The organism is Martinezella paranaensis (assembly GCF_014200235.1).
In the GTDB taxonomy this organism is placed as follows: Bacteria; Pseudomonadota; Alphaproteobacteria; order Rhizobiales; family Rhizobiaceae; genus Rhizobium; species Rhizobium paranaense.
The window spans coordinates 716,393-739,619 of record NZ_JACHBI010000001.1; the positions used below are offsets into that span (position 1 = coordinate 716,393).

Consider the following 23,227-nt stretch of genomic DNA (forward strand, 5'->3'; position numbering starts at 1 on the left):
TATGACAACATATTTACGATTGGACACCGACGGCATCGAGCCGGAAACCGGAGCTCCTGCCGCCGATCGCATCCTTTCCGGTGCGCCAGGGTTCCGGACCTGGAGTGTCGAGGAAGCCGATGGCGGCCTCTATGCCGGCATATGGGAGGCGACGCCTGGCAAATGGCAAATCGTCTATGACGAGTGGGAGTATTTCCATATCCTTTCGGGCTATTCGGTGATGACCGCCGAAAACGGCGAGACTTTTCATCTGCGCGCCGGCGATCGCATGATTCTGAGACCCGGCTTCAAAGGGACGTGGGAAGTCATTGAAACGACTCGAAAGGATTATGTGATCCGTCTCTGAAGGCCGTGCGGATTCCGCCGCAAAACCGATCGCTTCAAACCGGAAAGGTCGGCGCCATTGGATGCAGACAGGCATTCGCGGCAGAGCCAGCGCAATCAGCCATTCCTATTGCTGTAAGTTGTGTCACTGGCCTTTCACCAAACTGTCATCAAACTGAAACACTGCGAGATTAGAGCCATCACTGTCGCCAGGGGATTGAGGTGGGGTTGTGAACCGATGGGGCGCTCCACGCTATCTCCTGCTCGCCATTCATTCATCACTTGAGGAAGTGAGTTCAATCATGTTGAATCAGAAATTTCGTTCGCTTTGCCTGACTGCAGGCTTCATCGCGGTTATGGCCGTTTCGGCCTCGGCTGCCGACATCACGGGCGCCGGCTCGAGCTTCATCGCTCCGGTTCTGTCCAAGTGGGCCGAAGGCTACAAGGCTGCGACGAACAATGTCGTCAACTACCAGTCGGTTGGTTCGGGCGCTGGCATCAAGCAGCTCCTCGACAAGACCATCGTATTCGGCGCTTCGGACAAGCCGATGAGCGACGCTGACCTCGAGAAGAACGGCATTGCCCAGTTCCCGATGATCTCCGGCGGTATCGTCGTTTCCTATAACGTTGAAGGCGTAAAGCCGGGCGAACTCGTTCTCGACGGCAAGACGCTGGGCGACATCTTCCTCGGCAAGATTGCCAAGTGGGACGACACGGCCATCAAGGCCCTCAACCCCGACCTGAAGCTGCCTTCCACGGCGATCTCCGTCGTTTATCGTGCCGACAGCTCGGGCACGACCTTCAACTTCACCGATTACCTATCGAAGGTTTCGCCGGAGTGGAAGGAAAAGGTTGGTTCGAACACGGCAGTTGAATGGCCGGTCGGCTTCGGCGCCAAGGGTTCCGAAGGCGTTTCCACCACTGTCAACCAGACCGCTGGTTCGATCTCCTACGTTGAATATTCCTACGTCGTCGCCAATCACATCGGTTTCGCGAAGATGAAGAATGCTGCCGGCAAGGTTATCGAGCCGAGCCTCGACACCTTCAAGGCTGCTGCTTCCAACGCCGATTGGGCTCATGCTAAGAACTTCAACCTGATCATCACCAATCAGCCGGGCGAAAAGAGCTGGCCGATTGCAGCTTCGACCTGGGTTATGCTCTACAAGAAGCCTGCCGATGCTGCTAAGAACGAAGAAGCTCTGAAGTTCTTCAAGTGGGCCTATCAGAACGGTCAGAAGGATGCGACCGCTCTGTCCTATCTGGCGGTCCCGGAAACTGTTGCCGCTGTTGTCGAAGAGTCCTGGAAGAAGGACTTCGGCACGAAGTAATTTGTGCTGGCTGAGAAGTTGCGGCGGACAGGGTATAAGCCCTGTCCGCCTTTCGTGACAGGACAAGGGGAAATCGATGGCTGACGCGATTCAGACGGCTGGCTTCCAGGCTGTGGATACCACCGCCGCCACCAGAAAATTCCGGATACAGGATCGGATTTTCTATTTTATGACGCTTGGCTCGGCTACTCTTGTCGTGCTTCTGCTGCTGGCAATCCTTGCGGTTCTTGTCATCGATGCCTTGCCGACCTTCCAGACCTTCGGATTGTCGTTCCTTTGGGGCACGAAGTGGAGCGCTCCAGCCGATATCTACGGTGCTGTGCCTGCCGTGGTCGGCACGCTGGTGAGTGCGTTCATCTCCATGCTGATTGCCGTTCCGCTCGGCATCGGCATCGCCATCTTCCTCACGGAACTTTGCCCCGGTAGCCTGCGTCGTCCGATCAGCACGGCCATCGAGCTTCTGGCGGGCGTTCCCTCCATTATCTACGGCATCGTCGGTCTGTTCATTCTCGTGCCGCTGATGCAGAATTATGTCCTGCCCTTTCTTATGATGACGATCGGCCAGGTGCCGGTGATCGGCTTGCTATTCCAGCCGCCGGCGCCGGGTGTCGGCTTGTTGACGGCAAGCCTCGTGCTGGCTGTCATGATCCTGCCGTTCATCACCGCGATCGCCCGCGACGTGTTCAGCACCGTGCCGCCGATGCTGCGTGAATCGGCTTACGGCATGGGCATGACCACATGGGAAGTGGCTCGTAACATCCTGATCCCATATACGCGTCGCGGCCTCGTTGGCGGCATCATGCTCGGCCTCGGCCGCGCGCTTGGCGAAACCATGGCCGTCACCTTCGTTGTAGGCTCGGTAAGCCGTCTGCAAGCGTCGATCATCTCGCCATCCACCACCATTTCCGCCCAGATCGCGAATAACTTCGGCGATGCCGACGGTCTGCAATTGTCGAGCCTGATTGCGCTCGGCCTGCTCCTGTTCGTCCTTTCCTTCTGCGTGCTTGCGCTGGCGAGGTGGATGATCGGCCGCGGCGACTCGCTCTGAGGAAAAACCGATGGAAAATGCAATTCGTCAGAACCTCGTGTCGAGGCGTTATGGGAAGAACCGGGTGATGATGGCCCTGTGCTTTCTCGCGGCCATCCTCGGCATATTCTTTCTCAGCGTTATCCTTGTGACCCTGGTTTATCGCGGTGTATCGGCGCTCAGCCTCGACGTTTTCACAATGTCGATCCCAGCTCAGGGCTCGCGCGGCGGCCTGATCAACGCCATCTACGGCACTGTGCTGGTCACGGGCGCCGCCATCCTGATCGCCGCGCCGATCGGCATTCTCGCCGGCACCTATCTGGTGGAATATGCCAACGGCACCAAGCTTGCCGAAGCTGCCAAGTTCATCAATGACATCCTGCTGTCCGCACCCTCGATCATCGTCGGTGTGTTCGTCTACGGTGCCGTGGTCGTGCCCATGCACGGCAACTCTGCCATCGCCGGCATCCTCGCGCTGGCGCTGATCGCTCTCCCGGTCGTCAATCGCACGACGCAGGACATGCTAATGCTGGTGCCAAATGCGCTTCGTGAGGCGACCGCCGCGCTCGGCGCGCCGCGCTGGAAGTCCATGATGATGGTGATCTACCGTTCCGCCTGGACGGGCATCCTCACCGGCATCCTGCTGGCCGTAGCCCGTATCAGCGGCGAAACCGCGCCGCTTCTCTTCACGGCCGGCTACAGCAAATTCATGAATGCGGGACTGACCGGTCCAATCGCCACGCTGCCGGTTGCCATCAATACGCTCGCCGCCGATGCAGGCGAGGATCTCAAACAATTGGCTTGGGCCGGCGCGCTGATCATCACCGTTGCCATCCTTGCCCTCAACATCCTTGCCCGTGTCTTGAGTGGGCGCCGCCAGTGACGCAGCCGCCGAACGATAGGAATGAAACCATGAACATGAGCGATAGCAATTTTCAGAGCGTCAACACACAGCCGGGGAAGGACGCCGTTTCTCAGTCGGGTGTCGGTGGCGTCGCGAAACTTGAGGTGAAGAACCTCGATTTCACCTATCAGAACGGTCATCGCGTTCTGAAGGGTGTCAATATGAACATCCGCAAGAATGCGGTCACCGCCTTCATCGGCCCTTCGGGTTGCGGTAAGTCCACGCTGCTGCGCACCTTCAATCGGATGTATGATCTCTATCCGGGCCAGACGGTTGGGGGCGAGATCCTGCTGGACGGCCGCAATATCCTTGCGAAGGACGTCGATCTGAACGATTTGCGTGCCAAGGTCGGCATGGTGTTCCAGAAGCCGACGCCGTTCCCGATGTCGATCTATGAGAACGTCGCTTTCGGCATCCGGCTCTATGAGAAGATTTCCAAGGCGGAAATGGACGCTCGCGTCGAAGCGGCGCTGACGGAAACTGCGTTGTGGAGCGAAGTGAAGGACAAGCTGCACCAGAGCGGACTTGGCCTTTCCGGCGGTCAGCAGCAGCGCCTCTGCATCGCCCGCGCCATCGCGGTCAAGCCGTCCGTGCTGCTTCTCGACGAGCCGACCTCGGCTCTCGATCCGATCTCGACCGCTAAGATCGAAGAACTCGTGTCGCAGTTGAAGGGCGAGTTTACGATCGTCATCGTGACGCACAACATGCAGCAGGCAAGCCGCATCTCCGACAACACCGCCTTCATGTATCTTGGCGACCTGATCGAATACGGCCCGACCGAGCAGATTTTCCAGGCGCCGAAAGTCAAGCGCACGGAAGACTACATCACCGGCCGTTACGGCTGATACGGAAGAGGCGGCACCGTCCCGCTTCCAGTGATTTTGCGATGGCGCGCCCACCCGGCGCGCCATCTGCGTTTTGGGGGATGATTCATGAGCCCGGCGCGTCGTTCGACATCGACGTCGTCGAACTTAACTCACCAGCTCAATTCCAGCTTGTCGAGGCCATGGAATTGATAGAGGTCCTTGACCTCCGGCGTCTTCTTGAGCTTCAGGCCGCGCAGGCGCTCGAACAGGATCGGCAGCACCGCATTCAATTCCAGCCGCGCCAACGGCGCACCGATGCAGAAATGGATGCCGGCGCCGAAGGAGAGGTTGGGCGCTTCATTGCGGTCGGGCTTGAAGGTGAGGGGATCGGAGAACTTCGTGGGGTCCAGATTGGCGGCGGCGAGAATCAATGCCGCCTTGTCGCCACGCTCGAAGGAAACGCCGTCGATCTCCGCCGACTCCAGGCACCAGCGCTGGAAAACATGCACGGGCGCGCAGATCCGCAGGGTTTCCTCGACCGTGCGCTCCGTTGTCGCCTCGTCCTTGAAAAGCTCGGCCGGCGCATAGCCGCTCTCCAGGATGACGCGAACGGAATTGCCGATCTGGTGCACCGTCGCCTCGTGGCCGGCATTGAGCAGCACGATCGTCGTCGAGACCAGCTCGTCTTCCGTCAGATACTGGCCCTTGTGCTCAGTGGTGATCATATGGGTGAGGAGATCGTCGCGCGGATTGGCGCGGCGCTCGCGAATGACTGTTTTCACGTAGTCGGCAAATTCCTTGGCCGCCTGATCCGCCGCGATCTCATCTTCGGGCGTGCGGCCGAAGATGTACATACGCACATAGGCATGCGACCACTTCAGCAACTGCGGCCCCATCTCTTCCGGAATGCCGATCATCCGCGCGATCATCGTGACGGGAATGATGTCGGCAAAGGCCGACAGCAGTTCGACTTCGCCTTTTTTCTCGAAATTGTCGATCAGCCGGTTGGCGAGCTCGGCCAGCTCCGGCTTCATCTTCTCGACGTGACGCGAGACGAAAGCGCGATTGACGAGGGTTCTCAGCCGCGTGTGTTCCGGCGGTTCGATTTCGAGAAGCGAATGCTGTTCGGCAAGGTCGAAGTTTTTCAGATGTGGCTGCGGTGCGGGCAGGCCGAGTTCTTCGCGGCTGGCGATATGCAGGATCTGCCGGCCGAAGCGGCGGTCGCGCAGCAGGCCGTTCACATGATCATAGCCGGTGAAATACCATTGCTGCTGCTGTTCCCAATAGAAGGTGGGACATTCGGCATGCAAGGCAGTGTAGACGGCGTTCGGATTGTTGTAGAAGGCGGGATCGCGGGCATTGAGGGACACGCGACGCGCGACGGGATCGATGGAGAAAACGGAGGATGTGGTCATGACGAAAGGATTATCGGAATAAATCGGCTGGGAAAAGGCCATTACATCCGCGACAAAGTGCCGAGGCGGCGCAGAGCATGGATCTGATCGTCGAGCGTCGGCACAAGTTCACCGCCGTTGGGATCGGGCGGCGTATCCGTGGCCGTTGCCGCTTCCGTTTCGCTGAAGACGATCGTGCAGTTGCGGCCGGCGCGCTTGGCGGCATAAAGCGCCCGATCGGCGGCGGAAACCAGCCGGTCCCAGTTGGCGGTGTCGCACGGCATGATCGCCAGACCGATACTGACGGTCGCCGGCACCAATGAGCGGCCGGCAAGCAGCGGCACCCGGCAGAATTCCATGCGGATAGTCTCGGCGATCGCCTCGGCCTCCGACTGGTCGTCGACGAGGACGAAGGCGGTGAATTCCTCGCCACCCATGCGGCCGAATGCGCCGCCGCGCGGCACGAACTGCCGTCCGATGCGGGCGAATTCGGCAAGCACGATATCGCCTGTCTGGTGGCCATAACGATCGTTGATCGCTTTGAAGTGATCGAGATCGAACAACAGCGTGGCGATCTTCTGCGAGTCCTTGTCGGTTTTCCCGGCGATAAGCTCGAAATAATCCAGCAGGCCGCGTCGGTTCAGCACGCCCGTCAGCGTATCGGTAATGGAGATTGCTCGCCAGCGACGTTCGGATCGTTCCATCATCAGTCTGCCGCTGAGTGCGATTGCCGTGGTGATCAGCAGCGCGCTGCTAAGGGCGGAGTAGCTGCGATAGGTCAGAGCTTCCTCAAGGCTGGGTCGCAGGAGCGTCATCGACATGGCGGACGCGAAGCAGAGGCAGGCGAGCGCCATGAAAACGAAACCGAGCTGCCCGCGCACCCCCTCGCGTCGGCCTTCCGCGGGACGAACCGCAGAGGCGAGCAGCGTCGCGCCGACAGCGCCGGCGAGATCGTAAAGGATGACGCGATTGACGTAGCTCTCGTGAATCCAGGGCAGTTCGACGCCGGCAAACCAGATGAGCGGCGGGAACAGCGCCCGCCAGTCCAGCCTACGATTGTCCAGCCAGTAAAAGCCGGCGATCCAGGCGCTTTCGCCGAGCAGGGCAATGCCGTTGCCGACTTCGATCGACAGGAAATCCGGAATGAAGCCGCGCGCCGCCACCAACGCGAACCCGACGCCGCTGACGGTGAAGCCCATCGCCCACATCAAATAGGCGGGCGTCTGGCGATCATGCCGCCAGGCAAAGAAAAGCACGGTTGCGAGCGTAAACGCTTCGGAACACCAGATGGTGAGGCCCGTGGTGATATTGAGCACGATATGCGTTTCTCCCTTACCGTGGCGCGGATGTCGTCGGCGCAAAGGACACGGTAATGCTTGCAATGGAGGCATCATCGCCGAATAAGATGGTGAGTTCCTTAAGTCGGTTGGTAAATTTTAGCTGTGCATGGGAATGAGGCTGTGCCAACCTCGTCTGCGCTTCATCTTTCCTTCACCCTGCGGTTTGGAAAAGCGGTGGACCGCGCGCAGCGCATCATCAGATCTATTGGCATGGGGAAATCAGCGGTTAGAAACCCTTCCTCAACATCTCCTGAGCCATTAGGCCTTTTTGACGTTATCCTTTCGCGCGTCTTGAAGTGCAGGGCGGTGACACTCTATGTAGGGTAAAGGGATTTTATTCGATTCCCGGCAGTTCGCCGTCGGGGCAAGCTTGGTAAAGGACGCACATGAGAAATCCAGTCGATACAGCTATGGCTCTGGTGCCGATGGTTGTTGAGCAGACCAACCGCGGGGAACGGTCTTACGACATCTATTCTCGCCTGCTGAAGGAACGCATCATCTTCTTGACGGGCCCGGTCGAAGATCAAATGGCGACGCTGGTCTGCGCCCAGCTTCTCTTCCTCGAGGCGGAAAATCCGAAGAAAGAGATCGCGCTCTACATCAATTCGCCGGGCGGCGTCGTCACGGCAGGCATGGCAATTTATGACACCATGCAGTTCATCAAGCCCGCAGTATCGACGCTTTGCATCGGCCAGGCTGCGTCGATGGGCTCGCTGCTGCTCGCGGCTGGCGACAAGGACATGCGTTTCGCTACGCCGAATTCGCGCATCATGGTTCACCAGCCTTCCGGCGGTTTCCAGGGGCAGGCTTCGGACATCGAGCGCCACGCCCGCGACATCATCAAGATGAAGCGCCGCCTGAATGAAGTTTACGTCAAGCATTGCGGCCGAACCTACGAAGAGGTCGAGCAGACGCTCGATCGTGACCATTTCATGTCCTCCGATGAGGCCAAGGAATGGGGTCTGATCGACAAGGTGCTGACCTCCCGTACTGAAATGGAAGGTGAAACCCCCGCCTGAGTTATCCAAGGGCGGTGTCTTCTACGCCACAGTTCTATCCCATTTGTGATCGAATAGGGGTTTAATGTGGTGTAGAACACGGTAATAGTAAGCGTTAATGCTATGTAGCGATTTTATGACATAGCATTGGGCATTCGAAGGGGGATTCGTTGCCACCGCAGCCCGGGTATGTGGTCTGGGCTACGTTCAGTACCCCGAAGAGCGCCGCGATCTGCTGATGAAACGAGGGGCAGGTCCGGCGGGCGCATTGAGTGGACCGCGATTTCAATCTGGAAATCAGCGGCGTGCTGGAAGGAAAATGATATGAGCAAAGTCAGCGGCAGCAACGGCGGCGACTCCAAGAATACCCTGTATTGTTCATTCTGCGGCAAGAGCCAGCATGAAGTCCGGAAGCTTATTGCCGGACCGACCGTCTTCATCTGCGATGAATGCGTCGAGCTGTGCATGGACATCATCCGCGAGGAGAACAAATCCTCGATGGTGAAGTCCCGTGACGGCGTGCCGACACCGCAGGATATCATCAAGGTTCTCGACGAATACGTCATCGGCCAGAGGCAGGCGAAGAAGATCCTGTCGGTGGCGGTTCATAACCACTACAAGCGTCTCGCACATGCGTCCAAGAATGGCGATGTCGAATTGGCGAAGTCGAACATCATGCTCGTCGGCCCGACCGGCTGCGGCAAGACCTATCTTGCGCAGACGCTGGCCCGCATCATCGACGTGCCGTTCACCATGGCTGACGCGACGACGCTGACCGAAGCCGGCTACGTCGGTGAAGATGTTGAAAACATCATCCTGAAGCTGCTGCAGGCTGCCGACTACAATGTCGAGCGCGCCCAGCGCGGCATCGTCTACATCGACGAAGTCGACAAGATTTCGCGCAAGTCTGACAATCCGTCGATCACCCGCGACGTGTCGGGCGAAGGCGTGCAGCAGGCGCTGCTGAAGATCATGGAAGGCACGGTTGCTTCGGTTCCTCCGCAGGGTGGCCGCAAGCATCCGCAGCAGGAATTCCTGCAGGTCGACACGACGAACATCCTGTTCATCTGCGGCGGCGCTTTTGCCGGCCTCGACAAGATCATCTCCGCCCGCGGCGAAAAGACCTCGATCGGCTTCAGTGCTGCCGTCAAGGCGCCTGACGATCGTCGCGTCGGCGAAGTGCTGCGCGAACTGGAGCCGGAAGACCTGGTCAAGTTCGGCCTGATCCCGGAATTCATCGGTCGTCTGCCGGTTCTGGCGACGCTGGAAGACCTGGACGAGGATGCGCTGATCCAGATCCTGTCGGAACCGAAGAACGCGCTCGTCAAGCAGTACCAGCGCCTGTTCGAGATGGAAGACGTCGAGCTGACCTTCCACGAGGATGCGCTGCGCGAAATCGCCCGCAAGGCGATTGTTCGCAAGACCGGCGCGCGCGGCCTGCGCTCGATCATGGAAAAGATCCTGCTCGACACGATGTTCGATTTGCCGGCGCTGGAAGGCGTTCGCGAAGTGGTCATCTCCGAAGAGGTCGTTCGCGGCTCTGCCCGTCCGCTCTACATCTACGCGGACCGGCAGGAAGAAAAGGCCAACGCTACCGCCTGATCGCCAGATTTAAGGCCTAAATCCGGGGCTCGTCGTTGACGGGCCCCTTTCTATTTGAAAAATCGTACAGTTTCCTGATAAAGTCCGGGATAAGCTCACTGGAACGCCGACGAAACCGGTTGTTAAGAGCGCCTGCCGCGGCCATGATGGCGTGATTCTGGGGATCATCGGCGGATATGTGGATTTGCGTCCGGCTTCGGTCCATCGGGAACCGCATTGCCGGCGATGTTCGAGTAGCCGGGGTCCGGTGTTTGTTGTTGCGTTCCTCCTCGTGACATGCGTGTTTCGTGACCCTGCGGCGCGTTTTGCACGACTTGAAATGAATGATGTGAAGCTCCACTTCTAACCCAAGTGAGAGAGCCGGCTAATCCCTCCAAGCCGGCAGAGAGCCCGGGAACGGGACGACGGAAAGGAAATGACATGACTAAGAAAACGTCTGCGGCAAATGAGAGCATTGCCTATCCGGTATTGCCATTGCGCGACATCGTGGTTTTCCCCCACATGATCGTGCCGCTGTTCGTCGGACGGGAGAAGTCCATCCGCGCGCTGGAAGAGGTGATGGGGTCAGACAAGCAGATCATGCTCGTCACCCAGATCAACGCCAGCGACGATGATCCAGCCCCGGACGCAATCCACAGGGTCGGCACCGTAGCCAATGTGCTGCAGCTCCTGAAGCTCCCCGATGGCACCGTCAAGGTGCTGGTCGAAGGCCGGGCACGCGCAGAGATCGATTCCTACACGGCCCGCGAGGATTTTTATGAAGCCCTCGGCCATGTCCTGAATGAGCCGAGTGAAGATCCGGTCGAACTGGAAGCACTGAGCCGCTCGGTCGTTTCGGAATTCGAAAGCTATGTAAAGCTCAACAAGAAGATTTCGCCGGAAGTGGTTGGTGCAGCCAGCCAGATCGATGACTACTCGAAGCTCGCCGATACCGTTGCTTCGCACCTGTCGATCAAGATCACCGAGAAGCAGGAGATGCTGGAAACCACCAGCGTCAAGGGTCGCCTCGAAAAGGCGCTCGGCTTCATGGAAGGCGAGATTTCGGTTCTTCAGGTTGAAAAGCGCATCCGCTCGCGCGTCAAGCGCCAGATGGAGAAGACCCAGCGCGAATACTATCTGAATGAGCAGATGAAGGCGATCCAGAAGGAACTCGGCGACGGCGAGGAAGGCCGCGACGAGATGGCTGAACTGGAAGAGCGCATCTCCAAGACGAAGCTCTCCAAGGAAGCCAAGGAAAAGGCCGATGCGGAGCTGAAGAAGCTGCGTCAGATGAGCCCGATGTCGGCGGAGGCCACGGTCGTGCGCAACTATCTCGACTGGCTGCTGGGCATCCCCTGGCACAAGAAGTCGAAGATCAAGACCGATCTGAACAATGCCGAGAAGATCCTCGAAGCCGATCATTTCGGTCTCGAGAAGGTCAAGGAGCGCATCGTCGAATATCTGGCCGTCCAGGCTCGCGCGACCAAGATCAAGGGCCCGATCCTGTGCCTCGTTGGCCCTCCGGGCGTCGGCAAGACCTCGCTCGCTCAGTCGATCGCCAAGGCGACCGGCCGTGAGTACGTCCGCATGGCGCTTGGCGGCGTTCGTGACGAAGCCGAAATCCGCGGTCACCGCCGCACCTATATCGGCTCGATGCCCGGCAAGGTCATCCAGTCGATGAAGAAGGCGAAGAAGTCCAACCCGCTCTTCCTGCTCGACGAGATCGACAAGCTCGGCCAGGACTATCGCGGCGATCCGTCTTCGGCTTTGCTTGAGGTGCTGGACCCGGCGCAGAACTCGACCTTCATGGATCACTACCTGGAAGTCGAATACGACCTGTCTGACGTGATGTTCATCACGACGGCGAATACGCTGAACATCCCTGCGCCCCTGATGGACCGCATGGAGATCATCCGTATCGCCGGCTACACCGAAGACGAGAAGCGCGAAATCGCCAAGCGGCACCTGCTGCCGAAGGCCATCAAGGAACATGCGCTGCAGCCGAATGAATTTTCGGTCAGCGACGACGCCCTGATGGCGATCAGCCAGCAATATACCCGTGAAGCCGGTGTGCGTAACTTCGAGCGCGAATTGATGAAGCTCGCCCGCAAGGCGGTCACCGAGATCATCAAGGGCAAGACCAAGTCCGTCGCGGTCACCGCTGCGAATATCGACGAATATCTCGGCGTTCCGCGCTTCCGCCACGGCGAAGCCGAACGCGACGATCAGGTCGGTGTCGTAACCGGTCTCGCCTGGACGGAAGTCGGCGGCGAGCTGCTGACGATCGAAGGCGTGATGATGCCGGGCAAGGGCCGTATGACGGTCACCGGCAACCTGAAGGAAGTCATGAAGGAATCGATTTCCGCGGCGGCCTCTTATGTCCGCTCGCGTGCCGTCGATTTCGGCGTCCAGCCGCCGCTCTTCGACAAGAGCGACATCCACGTGCACGTGCCGGAAGGTGCGACACCGAAGGATGGCCCCTCGGCCGGTGTTGCCATGGCGACCGCCATCGTCTCGATCATGACCGGCATCCCGGTTTCCAAGGATGTCGCCATGACCGGTGAAATCACGCTGCGTGGCCGCGTGCTGCCGATCGGCGGCCTGAAGGAAAAGCTGCTTGCAGCGCTTCGCGGCGGCATCAAGAAGGTGCTGATTCCGGAGGAAAACGCCAAGGATCTGGCGGAGATTCCGGACAACGTGAAGAACAGCATGGAGATTGTCCCGGTATCCCGCATGGGCGAGGTCATCAAGCATGCGCTGGTGCGCAGGCCCGAGCCGATCGAGTGGGACGGCACCGTCGAAACACCCGTGATCGCAACGGTTGAAGGTGTCGACGATGTCGGGGCAACTATCGCCCACTAAGCGTGGTTGCGCCTCATTTGCGCCGAATTGACATAAAACCAGAAAAGACCGGCATTTTTGCCGGTCTTTTTTTGTGAAAAGCTTTTGACAGCGCTTGCTTTTCCTTGATTTGCAGGGCTTTTGGGGTTTGCGGCGGGCTGGAGCATTCGTATTCTACGCCCCGCTTACAAGATGAGTCGTTTCATACCAAGAAAGGGGTGGAAACATGAATAAGAATGAGCTCGTGTCGGCAGTGGCCGAGAAGGCCGGTATTACGAAGGCTGACGCTGCTTCCGCTGTTGACGCTGTTTTCGATACCGTCCAGTCTGAACTGAAGAAGGGCGGCGACATTCGTCTCGCAGGTTTCGGCAGCTTCACCGTTTCTCACCGTGCAGCCACGAAGGGTCGTAACCCGTCCACCGGCGCTGAGGTTGATATTGCGGCTCGCAACGTGCCGAAGTTCACGCCCGGCAAGGGCCTGAAGGACGCCGTCAACGGCTGATATCTCGTTTTCACCCGCCTATCGAGGCTTTAGCTCGATGGTGGAGGATATGGGGGGTTCGAAGTATTTCGGACCCCCTTTTTCGTTCTTGTCTGGCAAATGCCATCAATGACGACTTTCGGCCCGAAGCCGACTTTCATTCCTGGATTTTCGCACCAAGTACGCCGTCGAAACTTGTGCAATTGAAAACTTCCAAAGAGCGTACGGCTCATCGAATGAGGGCGACATGGGTGTCAGAAACTATCTGATCGAGGGTGTTTCCGGGACTGGCAAGACCTCGGTCGCCACCGAACTGCAGCGGCGTGGTTATCACGTCATTCATGGTGACCGTGAATTGGCCTATGAAGGCGATCCCGTGACGGGCGAACCGCTGGATAGCTCTGCATTAGACCAGAATATTCTGGATGTGGCCTTCCGGCACAGGCTCCACCTTTGGGACGTCGACAAAGTCAAATCTCTGCTGGCGGACAAAAGCCATCCGATCTCCTTCTTCTGCGGCGGCTCAAGAAATTTTCATCGCTTTATTGATCTGTTTGACGAGGTATTTGTTCTCGATGTTGACGCCGTCACTTTAAAGAGGCGGCTTGCGGAGCGACCTGAAGACGAGTTTGGCGGCAAGCCGGCCGAACAAGAGCTAGTCTTGCAACTGCACGCATCGAAGGAAGACGAGCCCAGGAACGCGAGGATCATTGATGCCACTGCACAGCTCTCCTCCGTTGTCGATGACATTCTTTCGAGCTGCGGAGAACTCAATCAAAACCGGCGATGACCGTCTGGCGCATCTAAGCCACGGGCTGTGTTCGGCCCGAAGCGCGACTCGCGATCATAAAAGGGCTTTAGGCAGGGACGCCTATTCGTCCTCGCGGGGACGATCATGACCGGACACTAGCCCGGTCGAAACCACGGTCTCGAAATACTCGACCTTCAAATCGAAGGAGCGCAAAAGCTTCTGCGTACTCGGCTTCACCACCGCATCGTCAAAATCGCCTTTGCCAAAATGACCAGCGGAAGCCATATCGGCCCAAAAGCTCATCACCACCAATTCATTGTCGTTGCCTCGAACCTTGCGGGCGAGGGTCGCCCCGAGATGGCCGGGAAGCTGCGCCATTTCAACAAAAGTGGTCGTCTCAAGATGCTTCGCATAGGCTGCCAGCACCTCGTCAGAGCCAGCGACGGCCCGCCAGGAACGAACGATCATATCAACTCCCTATTCCGCCTGGAGGGTGCTTGTAGCCCCCATCGCCCGATGTCCGATCGTGATTTATGCACCGCTTTCGTTGCCCGGCAATCTCAATTGCGTGTGTATTGGAGGCTCGAAATTCCAGAGGGTGGTCAAAGCAGCGTCCGCCCGCCATTGGACAAAAAATCTATGGCCGGATCTGCATCCGGCCACAGATTTTCCCGGAAACGCCTGCCGTTACCAGCGGTGATGGACGTGCGGGGCAATCAGGCGTTCGTAGATCTCCCGCGTTGCCGCCATGACATCGGCCGAAAGCGGTGCAAGGTCGGCGGCGGCCGCATTGGCCTTGGCCTGCTCGGCATTGCGGGCGCCGGGGATGACGACCGTGACTGCGTCGCTCATCAAGATCCAGCGCAGTGCAAAAGCGGCCATACTAGCGCCTGCGGGGATAAGCTTGCGGACTTCTTCGACCGCCTGCAGGCCGACATCGAACGGCACGCCGGCAAAGGTCTCGCCGACATCGAAGGCTTCGCCGTGGCGGTTGAAGTTGCGATGGTCGTCGTTGGCAAACTGGGTATCGCGGGTGATCTTGCCGGAAAGCAGACCGGAGGCCAGCGGCACGCGGGCAATGACCGCGACATTCCTGCGTCTGGCTTCCTTGAAGAACAGGTGGTCGGGACGTTGACGGAAGATGTTGTAGATGATCTGGATGCTAAGCACGCCCGGATATTCGATCGCCTTGAGGGCTTCCTCGACGTTCGAGACACTGACGCCGTATCCTTTGATCTTTCCGGCCTTCTGCAGCTCATCGAGTCCGACGAAGACCTCTGGGCGGTAGAGCACCTCTGTCGGCGGGCAATGCAACTGCACCAGGTCCAGGCTGTCGACGCCGAGGTTTTTCAGGCTGCGGTCGATGAAGCCTTCGAGATTGGCCTTGGTGTAACCGTCAGCGACGTGCGGGTTGAGCCGCCGACCGGCCTTGGTCGCGACCATCGGGCGCGTGCCGCCACGAGCTTTCAGTACGTCCGCGATGATCTTTTCGGAGCGGCCATCGCCATAGACGTCGGCCGTATCGATGAAGGTCATGCCGGCGTCGAGCGCGGCGTTCAAGGCGGCGCGGCCGTCGGCCTCGCTGACATCACCCCAGGCGCCGCCGATCTGCCAGGCGCCGAAGCCGACATTCGTAACGACAAAAGGCGTGCGGACGAAAGCATCATGTTTCATGGAATTGTCTCCGTTCGTAATGAAATGCCAAGGCACTACCAGCCGCTCAGAGTGCCGACAAGCCTCAGCATGTCGCGCAAAGTGCGTAGCGGTTTTGCGATAACGACATGCGCAAAATCAAGAGCCTAAAGCGCAAGGAGCGAATCCAAGAGATCGCAATGCGCTTTAGGACGAAGTTGCAGGATCGCAATCGCGTGACATAGGAGGATGACAGGGCGTGGCAATAGACGAAAGCGTTGGATGACTTCTGCCGCACGGTATTCATCGGCTCCGTATTTCCCTAAAAGAAGATGCCAGATATCTGACGAAGACCGGAGCTTATGCCCTCTTTCAGTTTCATCCACGCCGCCGATCTGCATCTCGGCAGTCCTTTTCAGGGACTGGCGTTGAAAGATGCTTCTGTCGCCGCTGTCTTCGTGGAAGCGAGCCGCAAGGCCTTTTCGACGCTGGTGGGGCTGGCGATCGAGAAAGCGGTCGATTTCTTCCTCATTGCCGGCGATGTCTATGACGGCGATTGGAAGGACAACAAGATCGGCCTGTTCTTCAATCGGGAAATGGCGCGGCTGGAGCGGGCCGGCATCCGGGTCTATCTGCTGCGCGGCAATCACGACGCGGCGAGTGTCATCACCAAGACCATTACGCTGCCGGCCAATGTCCATGAATTCCCCACCAACAAGCCTGGCTCCGTTAAGCTGGATGCCTTGCAGGTGGCGCTGCACGGGCAGGGCTTTGCCGAACGCTCTGCCAACGACAATCTGGCGCTTGCCTATCCCGCGCCCGTGTCCGGCTGGTTCAATATCGGTATTCTCCATACCTCGCTGACCGGCCGCGAGCCGCATGCTCCCTATGCGCCGTGTTCGGTCGACGACCTGCGTTCGCGCGGTTACGATTATTGGGCGCTCGGCCATGTGCACGACTACGAGGTGGTGGCGAGCGACCCGCTGGTGGTTTTCCCCGGCAACCTGCAGGGCCGCAGCATTCGCGAGCGCGGTGCAAAGGGCGCCGTGCTGGTCACGGTCGACGAGGGCCGCGTCAGCCACGAGCGCTTGATTGTCGACGAGGCGCGGTTCGCGCAGGCCGATATCGTCGTCGATCCGGAGGATGACCAGGCCGCAATCCTGCGCCGCATCGAGCAGGCGGTGCAGCCACTTGCCGATAATATGGCGGGACGCATGACGGCGCTGCGCGTTCGGCTGTCGGGCATCACGCCATTGCAGGGCACTATTGCGGCCAATCGCCAGCAATGGCGCGACGAGGTCGAGGGGGCGTGCCATCGCGTGCATGAGGATATCTGGCTGGAGAAGCTGGAACTGCGGCTGGAGCCGCCCGTAGCGAGCGCTGTCGAGGCCAATGGCACGCTCGATCTCGGCCAATTGCTGACCGAACATGCGGGTGATGCGGATATTGTCGCGGAAGCGGAAAAGCTCGTCGGCGAGATCGCGATGCGCTTGCCATCCGGTCTGGGCGCGGCGGAGTTGCCGCTTGATGATACCGTCGAGATGTTGATCGAGGAAGCGCGGCAATTGCTGCTGGCGCGCGGGCAGAGGGCAGGCTGACCCATGCGCTTCGATCGGCTCGACATTCTCCGCTACGGCGCGCTGACCGAGCGCACGCTCGATTTTCGCGTTGGCGCCAAGCTGCATGTCATTTACGGGCCAAACGAGGCGGGCAAGTCCTCGGCGCTCAGCGCCATTTCCGATCTGCTTTTCGGCTTTCCCGTTGCGGCCGAACAAAGCTTCCTGCATGAGCCGACGAGCCTGCGTGTCGGCGCGGCAATCAGCGCGCGGGATGGTGCGACGCTCGCTTTCCGACGCCGCCGCGGGCGCAAGAACACTCTGCTCGCTCCCGATGACAAGGAGGCGCCGCTTGCCGAAGATGCCCTGGCACTGTTTCTCGGCAATTTGAGCCGCGACGTCTTCGAGCGCGCTTTCGGCCTCGATTCTCTCCGATTGCGGCAGGGAGCAACCGCCATGCTGCATAGCGGCGGAGAGATTGGTAGCCTGCTGTTTTCCGCCGCCTCCGGCCTCACCGGCCTCTCTCGCTTGCGGCAGTCTCTTGACGGTGAAGCGGACGGCATCTACGCGCCGCGTCGGTCGAAGGATCGCAGCTTCTACCGGGCACTGGACCGCCATGACGAGGCCCGCAAGGCCGAACGCGACAATGAGCTCAAATCGGGTGACTGGAAGAAGCTGCTGGCCGAAGCCACGGAACTGGAAACGGAACTGGAGCGCCTGCAGGACCAGCGCCGCGAGACGCGGCAGGCGCTCGATCGGCTGCAAAGGTTGAAGACGCTGCAGCCGCTGCTGGCCGAAATCGACGGCGAGATCGCGGCGCTCGACCGCCTCGTCGATCTCTCGGCGATAGCGGACAGTTTTGCGGACCGGCTGGAGCAAAGCCTGAGCGATAAGCGCGCCGCCGAAGACGAGCTGCGCCGTGCCCAGCAATTGGCCACGCGCACCGGTGAAGAACTGTCGTCGATTGAGATAGACGAAACTCTGCTGCAGATATCGGGCGACATTACGCAGCTCTTTGCTGATACCGGCAACTATCGCAGCCAGCGCCAGGATCTGCCGCGCGTCGATCAGGAATTGGCCGGCTATGACGCGGCGCTCATACAGCTTGGCCGCCGCCTCGGCTTTTCAGATGTTGCGCAGTTGGAAAAACGGCAGCCGAGCGATGCCGACTGCGCCCGGCTCTCCGAACTGGTGGAAGAGGGCAGGCGATCGCTGCTCCGGGCTCAGGCCATTGCGGAGCAATTGGAGAGCGAGCGCGGGCAGCTCGCGGCGCTGGAAAAGGATGGCCTCGCCGGTCGTTTGATCGATCCCCGGCCTCATATCGACCAACTGGAGTCTCTGGGCGGTGACTTGGCTTCCCTTGCCCGTCTCGATGCGTTGGAGACACAGATCCGCCGCGCCGAGACGAACCTTCACGAGGCCGCTGCCCGCCTGCGTCCTCCCGTCGCCGATGTCGAGGCGCTATTCACCGCACCGCTGCCGGACACAGCCGAGATCGCCACGCATCGCGAGACGATTGATGCCGCCCGCGGCAGCCTGCGCGAGGCATCGGACAAGGTACGTGTCTATGATGAGCAGTTGGCCGAGATCGAGCGGGCGCTGGAGGATGCCGAGCGTACAGGCCCGATCGTCACGCGTGAACAGATCGCCGACGCTCGGGACGCGCGCAATGTCCTATGGCAATCGATCCGCGATGGATTGGCGGATGGTGGCCGTGCTCTCGAAGGCAAAGCGATCGCCAGTTTCACGACGAGCCTTGCGGAAGCGGATCGCCTGGCCGATGCGGCACTGAGCGATGCAGACCGGGTTTCGCGCCATGCGGACAATCTTTTGCGTCAGGCGCGGCTGCGACAAGAGCGCGAGGCCGCTGTAAGGCGACTGCGGCAGCACGAGGAAACATCGGCGCAGGCGCTCGCCGCCTTTGCGGCGCTTTTCGAGCCCTGCGCTATCGCGGCGCTCGATCCGGCGGCCATGCTGGAATGGCGGCGCGCGGTCGAAGGGCTGTTGCGGGAGTGCCGGGCCCTGCACGATCTGGTGGACGAGCGGGATGAAGCCACCCTTGCTGAAGCGCGCGTTGCTCCGGCACTAAAAGATCTCGCTGACGCCACAGGCTATAAAAGCGCTCGCCTGCCGTCAGGCGCCATGGCGGAAGGATTGCGAAAACATCTTCGCCTGCTCTCGGAGCGCTGGAATGAAAGCCGCACGCGCGAAGGTGAGATCGCTTCGGCACGCGACCGGCTGACGCGTCTTGGCGAACAGCAGCAAGATATCGAGCGGCGCCAGACCGCTTGGAGCGACGCGTTCGGCAAAGCTGTCCTGCCGTTCGGTCTTCCTGCAGATGCGACGCTGGAAATGGCTGCCGCTGCCTTGAAGGCATGGACGGAGCTTCCGGATGTCTTGGCGGAGCATGACAACCGTCGACGCCGTGTCAGCGGCATGCGCCGCGACATGGCCGATTTCGAGCGCCGGCTTGCCACGCTTGCCGCAACTGCCGGCTATGAACTCGATCACCTGCCGCCGGATGCCGCAGCCGAAGCGCTGCACGCCCGCGTCAATGCGGCGCGCGGTGACCAAAAGAAGCGCGATCAACTCGACGAGGAGCGCCAGCGTGCCGAGGCGCAGGCTATCCGTTGCGATGACGCCGTTGCAAAAGTGATGGCCGATCTTGCCCGTCTGACCGCCGATCTGCCTGAGGATACCGATCTGTCGGCATTGCTCTCACGCCTGCGCGAACGTGCCCGGCTGAACACGAGGCTGATGGAAAGCTGCGACCGTTTCCGCCAGCAGGCCGACGGCGACAGCGAAGATGAAACCCGCACCCAGCTCGCCGGCTTCGAGCGCGTTGCCGCGGAGCTGGAAATCGAGCGGCTGACCGCCGAAGATCTCCGGCAATTCACTGCGCATGGCGAACTGATCGCGCGTTTGTCGGAAAACCAGCGCCAGCGGCGCGCCCTGGAGACCGGCGTCAGCGCTGAACATGCCGTGTTCGAGAAGCTCTCCGCCGAGCAGGAGGCCAAGGAACTGGCACGGCAATGGGTGGTGCTGAAACTCGCGGCACGGATGTTGGCAAGCTCGATGGAGGCCTATCGCGAGCAGCAGGCCGATCCCGTCATCACGCGGGCAGGGGATTTGTTCTCGTTGCTGACCGGCCAGCGCTTTGCGCGATTGGTCGAAGAACATGACGAAAGGGATGCTCTGCAACTGCTGGCGGAGCGCTCCGGCGGCGAGCGTGTGCCGCTGGATGGCTTGAGCGAGGGTACTGGCGACCAGCTTTACCTCGCGCTGCGGCTCGCCTTCCTCGAAGATTATTCGTCCCGCAACGAGCCCGCGCCGCTGATTGTCGACGATATCTTCCAAACCTTCGACGATGATCGCGTCAGCGCCGGCCTGAAGGCGCTCGCCGGCACGGCGGAGCGTTTCCAAACCATTCTTTTCACCCATGAAATGAGTCTGGTCGAGATTGCCAAACGGGAGATCGGCAAGGATTTGGATCTGATCCAATTGTAGAGCGTTAGCGTCGGTGTTGTCGCTTGGATGACGTCATCGAATGGCATAGGCTGGCAGCAGAGAAAGAGGCGCGGCAAGCGTCGCGCTGGCAGAAGCAGGAGAAACGCCGTGGAGATCAAGCCCAAGGGATCGCGCCCGTCCTTCGATGCGCCGGCCGAATATTTTACCGGTGGCGTGCGTCAGGAACCATTGATGCAGGCAGAGGCGCCGGCACGCGTCCAGGTGGTCAATGTCAGCTTCGACCCGGGCGCCCGCACGGCCTGGCACACGCATCCCTTCGGCCAGACACTGGTCGTCACCTCCGGCAAGGGACTCGCGCAAAGCTGGGGCGGCGAAATCCGGGAGATCAATACCGGCGACGTTCTCTGGTTCGCTCCGGGCGAAAAGCATTGGCACGGCGCTGGGCCGGACACCGCGCTGACGCACATCGCCATTCAGGAGATGCAGGACGGCAAGGCCGCCGACTGGATGGAATATGTAACCGAAGAGCAGTATCGCGGGTAAAACAACGCGACGGTTCCCTTAGGTGGGATAGCTGCCGAAACTTACATCGATGGAATACGCAGCTTTGTTGGCATCAAGATCTTCGGGTCCGATTTGTCTCGGCTGTATGCCGGATTGATCGCCGGGTCCTCGAAAGTCTGCGTCGCGTGCAGCCGGCGCAGATTGTCTTTTTCCCGCTCAAATCGCTTTTTCCGTTCTCCCGATTTGTCCGATCCCCGTGAAAGCGATTCATGATGGTAGAGACAGGCAAATGGCGTCCATATGATGCGAAACCCCGCCTTGTGGGCGCGCAGGCAATAGTCGACGTCATTATAGGCGACGGCGAAATTTTCTTCGTCGAACGTGTCGATGGCTTCGGCGCAGTCGCCGGAAATCAGCATGACCGCCCCGGTCACGCAGGTCATCGAATTGCGGACGTGCAGCCTGTTCATCGGCCCGCCGAAATCCTTGGGCTTGTTCATATACCAATGACCCGCCAACCCGCCGAAGCCGATAATAACGCCGGCATGTTGGATCTTGTCGTTCGGATAAAGAAGCTTGGCGCCGACGATGCCGGTCCCTTCATAGGCAAGACAGGCCACCATCTCCTTCAGCCAGTCGGGCTCGATAATCTCGACGTCATTGTTGAGGATCAGATAGTGCTCACCTTTGGCGGCGCGCAAACCGCGATTGATCGACCGGGAAAAATTGAAGGGTTCAGGCGTGATCGAGGCCGAAAACTCTGGCCGCGTTTCGCGGTAGTGCGCGTAGAGATCCAGGACGGCCTTGTCCGAAGAGCCGTTGTCGATGACGAGCACTTCGAAATCGGCATAGTCCGTTCGCTCGAAGATATCCTTCAACACCCTGGAGATCAGGTCGAAGCTATCCTTGCTGGGAATGATGATGGATATCTTCGGCCATGACATCTTCGGACGCTCGAACATCACGCGATGCAGGGTATTCGTCAGCGCGCCCTCAACGCGGACGGGCTGCCGTTGACGCTCAAATCGTTCGACAAGCGCCTTTCTGGCGTTGGCCGTCGCGGCATCCATGAATTTCCGCGAATAGGTGCGGCCATTGCGCCGCCACCAATAGGCTGGGTAGGGCAGGTGAAGGATGGTATTGTCGGGCAGTCCTTCCAGATAGCGCAGCAGGAGATCATAATCCTGCGATCCGTCATATCCGGTGCGGATATAGCCGATCTCCTGAAGCCGGCTACGGCGGTAGATGGAGAAATGATTGATGTAGTTGACGCCTGTCAGAAGAACGGGGTCATAGGCCGGTTTCAACATCAGCCCCTTGGGCTTCAGCATGTCGTCGACAACCAGTTCATCGGTATAAAGGAAATTGGCATCCGGATTCTGCTCCAACGTGTGCCGCACGACCTTGAAGGCATGAGGGGCGATTACGTCGTCATGGTCGAGGAAAGCGACCCATAGGCCGCGCGCATGCGAAAGTCCGGCGTTGGTAGCGGCTGCTATGCCACCGTTCTTCTCGTTCAGAACAAAATGGACATTGTCTCTCGGTCTCTGCGTCTCAAACCATCGCCGTGTTTCCAGCGAGGTCGATCCGTCGTCGCTTAGAATGAGTTCCGTACCCTCTTGGTTTTGTGCCTCGAAGGATTTCAGGAGATCGTCGAGATACCGTGCCGGAGCGTTATAGACGGGAACGACAACGCTGAGCCATAGCCCAGCCGTCGAGGAAACAGGGGAGGCAGCGAGATCGGCGGCAAGCCGGTAACTTGTTTCCGCATATTCTATCGCAGCATTCTTAGAACGTTTTCCGAAGGGCAGTTTTGGCAGCTTCGTCCAATACTGCGCCAGTTTGCCGAGATCGACCCGTTCCGCTTGCCCATGGGGGCCGAGTAGCGTTGAAATATGCTTCTCGGCCGATTTCACCGAAGAAAAAGCCGCAACGTTGAAGCTGAACGTCGTCGGGAAAGTTGCGGGATCGGCGCGGAGCGAGCAGATGGTGCCGACGGCTCCCACATCGGCCGTAATAATGAAGCGACGCCCTGCCGACAGCGTGACCGCATCCTTTTCCCGAAAGCCGCGACCGCGATTGACGTAGAACTTCGGGTCGATCGGCTCATCGGTGCCGGCAATATGAACGACGACAAGCCTCTTTCTGACGGGCGCAAAGCGAATTTCGAAAGCAGGATCGTCGCCAAGGGATGTCCATAAATTGGCATCCGCACCGGAAATCTGGCGTCGAAGATCGTTATTGGGAAAAATCTTAAGTGTCATTGATTTCTTAATATCCAAATCCCGGCCA

General features: G+C 59.5%; 18 protein-coding genes. 13 read left to right on the forward strand and 5 right to left on the reverse strand.

The features are described from left to right. Position 1: 1 nt before the first annotated feature. From GGD50_RS03510 to pstB, 5 genes are all read left to right on the forward strand, one after another. Positions 2 to 346: a cupin domain-containing protein gene (locus GGD50_RS03510; protein WP_107107712.1), complete on the forward strand. Its 345-nt coding sequence runs from the start codon at positions 2 to 4 to the stop codon at positions 344 to 346. Positions 347 to 680: 334 nt separating this feature from the next. Continuing rightward, a complete protein-coding gene (pstS, locus tag GGD50_RS03515; RefSeq protein ID WP_245407464.1) occupies positions 681 to 1,652 on the forward strand; it encodes a phosphate ABC transporter substrate-binding protein PstS in 972 nt (323 codons plus the stop codon). Positions 1,653 to 1,728: 76 nt separating this feature from the next. After that, complete coding sequence (gene pstC / locus GGD50_RS03520) at positions 1,729 to 2,700, forward strand: phosphate ABC transporter permease subunit PstC (RefSeq protein WP_107107714.1); 972 nt, start codon at positions 1,729 to 1,731, stop codon at positions 2,698 to 2,700. A 10-nt stretch (positions 2,701 to 2,710) separates the two neighbouring features. Next, positions 2,711 to 3,562 carry a phosphate ABC transporter permease PstA gene (gene pstA / locus GGD50_RS03525; RefSeq protein ID WP_107107715.1) on the forward strand — a complete coding sequence of 284 codons (852 nt, stop codon included), beginning with the start codon at positions 2,711 to 2,713 and terminating at the stop codon, positions 3,560 to 3,562. Positions 3,563 to 3,591: 29 nt separating this feature from the next. Further along, positions 3,592 to 4,428 (forward strand): phosphate ABC transporter ATP-binding protein PstB, encoded by an 837-nt coding sequence (pstB, locus tag GGD50_RS03530; protein WP_107107716.1) that lies wholly within the window; start codon positions 3,592 to 3,594, stop codon positions 4,426 to 4,428. Positions 4,429 to 4,559: 131 nt separating this feature from the next. On the opposite strand, the gene GGD50_RS03535 is transcribed toward pstB, so the two are convergent. Beyond that, on the reverse strand, positions 4,560 to 5,804 hold the full coding sequence (locus GGD50_RS03535; protein ID WP_107108110.1) for a cytochrome P450: 1,245 nt from the start codon (positions 5,802 to 5,804) through the stop codon (positions 4,560 to 4,562). A gap of 41 nt (positions 5,805 to 5,845) precedes the next feature. Then, the gene (locus tag GGD50_RS33330) at positions 5,846 to 7,099 is read right to left on the reverse strand and encodes a GGDEF domain-containing protein (RefSeq protein ID WP_107107717.1); all 1,254 of its coding nucleotides are present in this window, start codon (positions 7,097 to 7,099) and stop codon (positions 5,846 to 5,848) included. A 410-nt stretch (positions 7,100 to 7,509) separates the two neighbouring features. Between GGD50_RS33330 and clpP the strand changes: the two genes are divergently transcribed. The 5 genes from clpP to GGD50_RS03565 all read left to right on the forward strand — a co-directional run bounded on the left by clpP (position 7,510) and on the right by GGD50_RS03565 (position 13,814). Continuing rightward, positions 7,510 to 8,142: an ATP-dependent Clp endopeptidase proteolytic subunit ClpP gene (gene clpP / locus GGD50_RS03545; protein ID WP_104822662.1), complete on the forward strand. Its 633-nt coding sequence runs from the start codon at positions 7,510 to 7,512 to the stop codon at positions 8,140 to 8,142. A 303-nt stretch (positions 8,143 to 8,445) separates the two neighbouring features. Then, the gene (gene clpX, locus GGD50_RS03550) at positions 8,446 to 9,723 is read left to right on the forward strand and encodes an ATP-dependent Clp protease ATP-binding subunit ClpX (RefSeq protein WP_028753990.1); all 1,278 of its coding nucleotides are present in this window, start codon (positions 8,446 to 8,448) and stop codon (positions 9,721 to 9,723) included. A gap of 420 nt (positions 9,724 to 10,143) precedes the next feature. After that, positions 10,144 to 12,564, forward strand: coding sequence for an endopeptidase La (lon, locus tag GGD50_RS03555; protein WP_107107719.1), 2,421 nt, complete (start codon positions 10,144 to 10,146; stop codon positions 12,562 to 12,564). 205 nt (positions 12,565 to 12,769) lie between these two features. After that, positions 12,770 to 13,045 (forward strand): DNA-binding protein HupB, encoded by a 276-nt coding sequence (gene hupB, locus GGD50_RS03560; RefSeq protein WP_104822664.1) that lies wholly within the window; start codon positions 12,770 to 12,772, stop codon positions 13,043 to 13,045. Between the two features lie 226 nt (positions 13,046 to 13,271). Further along, positions 13,272 to 13,814, forward strand: coding sequence for an AAA family ATPase (locus GGD50_RS03565; protein ID WP_107107720.1), 543 nt, complete (start codon positions 13,272 to 13,274; stop codon positions 13,812 to 13,814). 81 nt (positions 13,815 to 13,895) lie between these two features. Here GGD50_RS03565 and GGD50_RS03570 read toward each other — a convergent pair whose 3' ends face one another. Next, positions 13,896 to 14,243 (reverse strand): antibiotic biosynthesis monooxygenase, encoded by a 348-nt coding sequence (locus GGD50_RS03570; RefSeq protein WP_107107721.1) that lies wholly within the window; start codon positions 14,241 to 14,243, stop codon positions 13,896 to 13,898. Positions 14,244 to 14,462: 219 nt separating this feature from the next. Beyond that, positions 14,463 to 15,449 (reverse strand): aldo/keto reductase, encoded by a 987-nt coding sequence (locus GGD50_RS03575; RefSeq protein WP_107107722.1) that lies wholly within the window; start codon positions 15,447 to 15,449, stop codon positions 14,463 to 14,465. Between the two features lie 320 nt (positions 15,450 to 15,769). Here GGD50_RS03575 and GGD50_RS03580 point away from each other — a divergent pair, with 320 nt between their 5' ends. The 3 genes from GGD50_RS03580 (at position 15,770) to GGD50_RS03590 (ending at position 20,974) form a co-directional block, all read left to right on the forward strand. Beyond that, a complete protein-coding gene (locus tag GGD50_RS03580) occupies positions 15,770 to 17,005 on the forward strand; it encodes a metallophosphoesterase family protein (RefSeq protein WP_107107723.1) in 1,236 nt (411 codons plus the stop codon). 3 nt (positions 17,006 to 17,008) lie between these two features. Next, positions 17,009 to 20,470 (forward strand): ATP-binding protein, encoded by a 3,462-nt coding sequence (locus tag GGD50_RS03585; protein ID WP_107107724.1) that lies wholly within the window; start codon positions 17,009 to 17,011, stop codon positions 20,468 to 20,470. Positions 20,471 to 20,578: 108 nt separating this feature from the next. Beyond that, positions 20,579 to 20,974 carry a (R)-mandelonitrile lyase gene (locus GGD50_RS03590; RefSeq protein ID WP_107107725.1) on the forward strand — a complete coding sequence of 132 codons (396 nt, stop codon included), beginning with the start codon at positions 20,579 to 20,581 and terminating at the stop codon, positions 20,972 to 20,974. Between the two features lie 41 nt (positions 20,975 to 21,015). Here GGD50_RS03590 and GGD50_RS03595 read toward each other — a convergent pair whose 3' ends face one another. Beyond that, the gene (locus GGD50_RS03595) at positions 21,016 to 23,199 is read right to left on the reverse strand and encodes a glycosyltransferase family 2 protein (RefSeq protein WP_107107726.1); all 2,184 of its coding nucleotides are present in this window, start codon (positions 23,197 to 23,199) and stop codon (positions 21,016 to 21,018) included. Positions 23,200 to 23,227 lie beyond the last annotated feature (28 nt).

What these genes read in the sequence shown, in the direction of transcription:
- pstB (WP_107107716.1), top strand. Translation starts at nt 3,592, where the DNA reads ATGAACATGAGCGATAGCAATTTTCAGAGCGTCAACACACAGCCGGGG.
- pstA (WP_107107715.1), top strand. Translation starts at nt 2,711, where the DNA reads ATGGAAAATGCAATTCGTCAGAACCTCGTGTCGAGGCGTTATGGGAAG.
- GGD50_RS03510 (WP_107107712.1), top strand. Translation starts at nt 2, where the DNA reads ATGACAACATATTTACGATTGGACACCGACGGCATCGAGCCGGAAACC.
- lon (WP_107107719.1), top strand. Translation starts at nt 10,144, where the DNA reads ATGACTAAGAAAACGTCTGCGGCAAATGAGAGCATTGCCTATCCGGTA.
- GGD50_RS03595 (WP_107107726.1), bottom strand. Translation starts at nt 23,199, where the DNA reads ATGACACTTAAGATTTTTCCCAATAACGATCTTCGACGCCAGATTTCC.
- hupB (WP_104822664.1), top strand. Translation starts at nt 12,770, where the DNA reads ATGAATAAGAATGAGCTCGTGTCGGCAGTGGCCGAGAAGGCCGGTATT.
- pstC (WP_107107714.1), top strand. Translation starts at nt 1,729, where the DNA reads ATGGCTGACGCGATTCAGACGGCTGGCTTCCAGGCTGTGGATACCACC.
- GGD50_RS03575 (WP_107107722.1), bottom strand. Translation starts at nt 15,449, where the DNA reads ATGAAACATGATGCTTTCGTCCGCACGCCTTTTGTCGTTACGAATGTC.
- pstS (WP_245407464.1), top strand. Translation starts at nt 681, where the DNA reads ATGGCCGTTTCGGCCTCGGCTGCCGACATCACGGGCGCCGGCTCGAGC.
- GGD50_RS03535 (WP_107108110.1), bottom strand. Translation starts at nt 5,804, where the DNA reads ATGACCACATCCTCCGTTTTCTCCATCGATCCCGTCGCGCGTCGCGTG.
- GGD50_RS03585 (WP_107107724.1), top strand. Translation starts at nt 17,009, where the DNA reads ATGCGCTTCGATCGGCTCGACATTCTCCGCTACGGCGCGCTGACCGAG.
- clpX (WP_028753990.1), top strand. Translation starts at nt 8,446, where the DNA reads ATGAGCAAAGTCAGCGGCAGCAACGGCGGCGACTCCAAGAATACCCTG.
- GGD50_RS03565 (WP_107107720.1), top strand. Translation starts at nt 13,272, where the DNA reads ATGGGTGTCAGAAACTATCTGATCGAGGGTGTTTCCGGGACTGGCAAG.
- GGD50_RS03570 (WP_107107721.1), bottom strand. Translation starts at nt 14,243, where the DNA reads ATGATCGTTCGTTCCTGGCGGGCCGTCGCTGGCTCTGACGAGGTGCTG.
- clpP (WP_104822662.1), top strand. Translation starts at nt 7,510, where the DNA reads ATGAGAAATCCAGTCGATACAGCTATGGCTCTGGTGCCGATGGTTGTT.
- GGD50_RS03580 (WP_107107723.1), top strand. Translation starts at nt 15,770, where the DNA reads ATGCCCTCTTTCAGTTTCATCCACGCCGCCGATCTGCATCTCGGCAGT.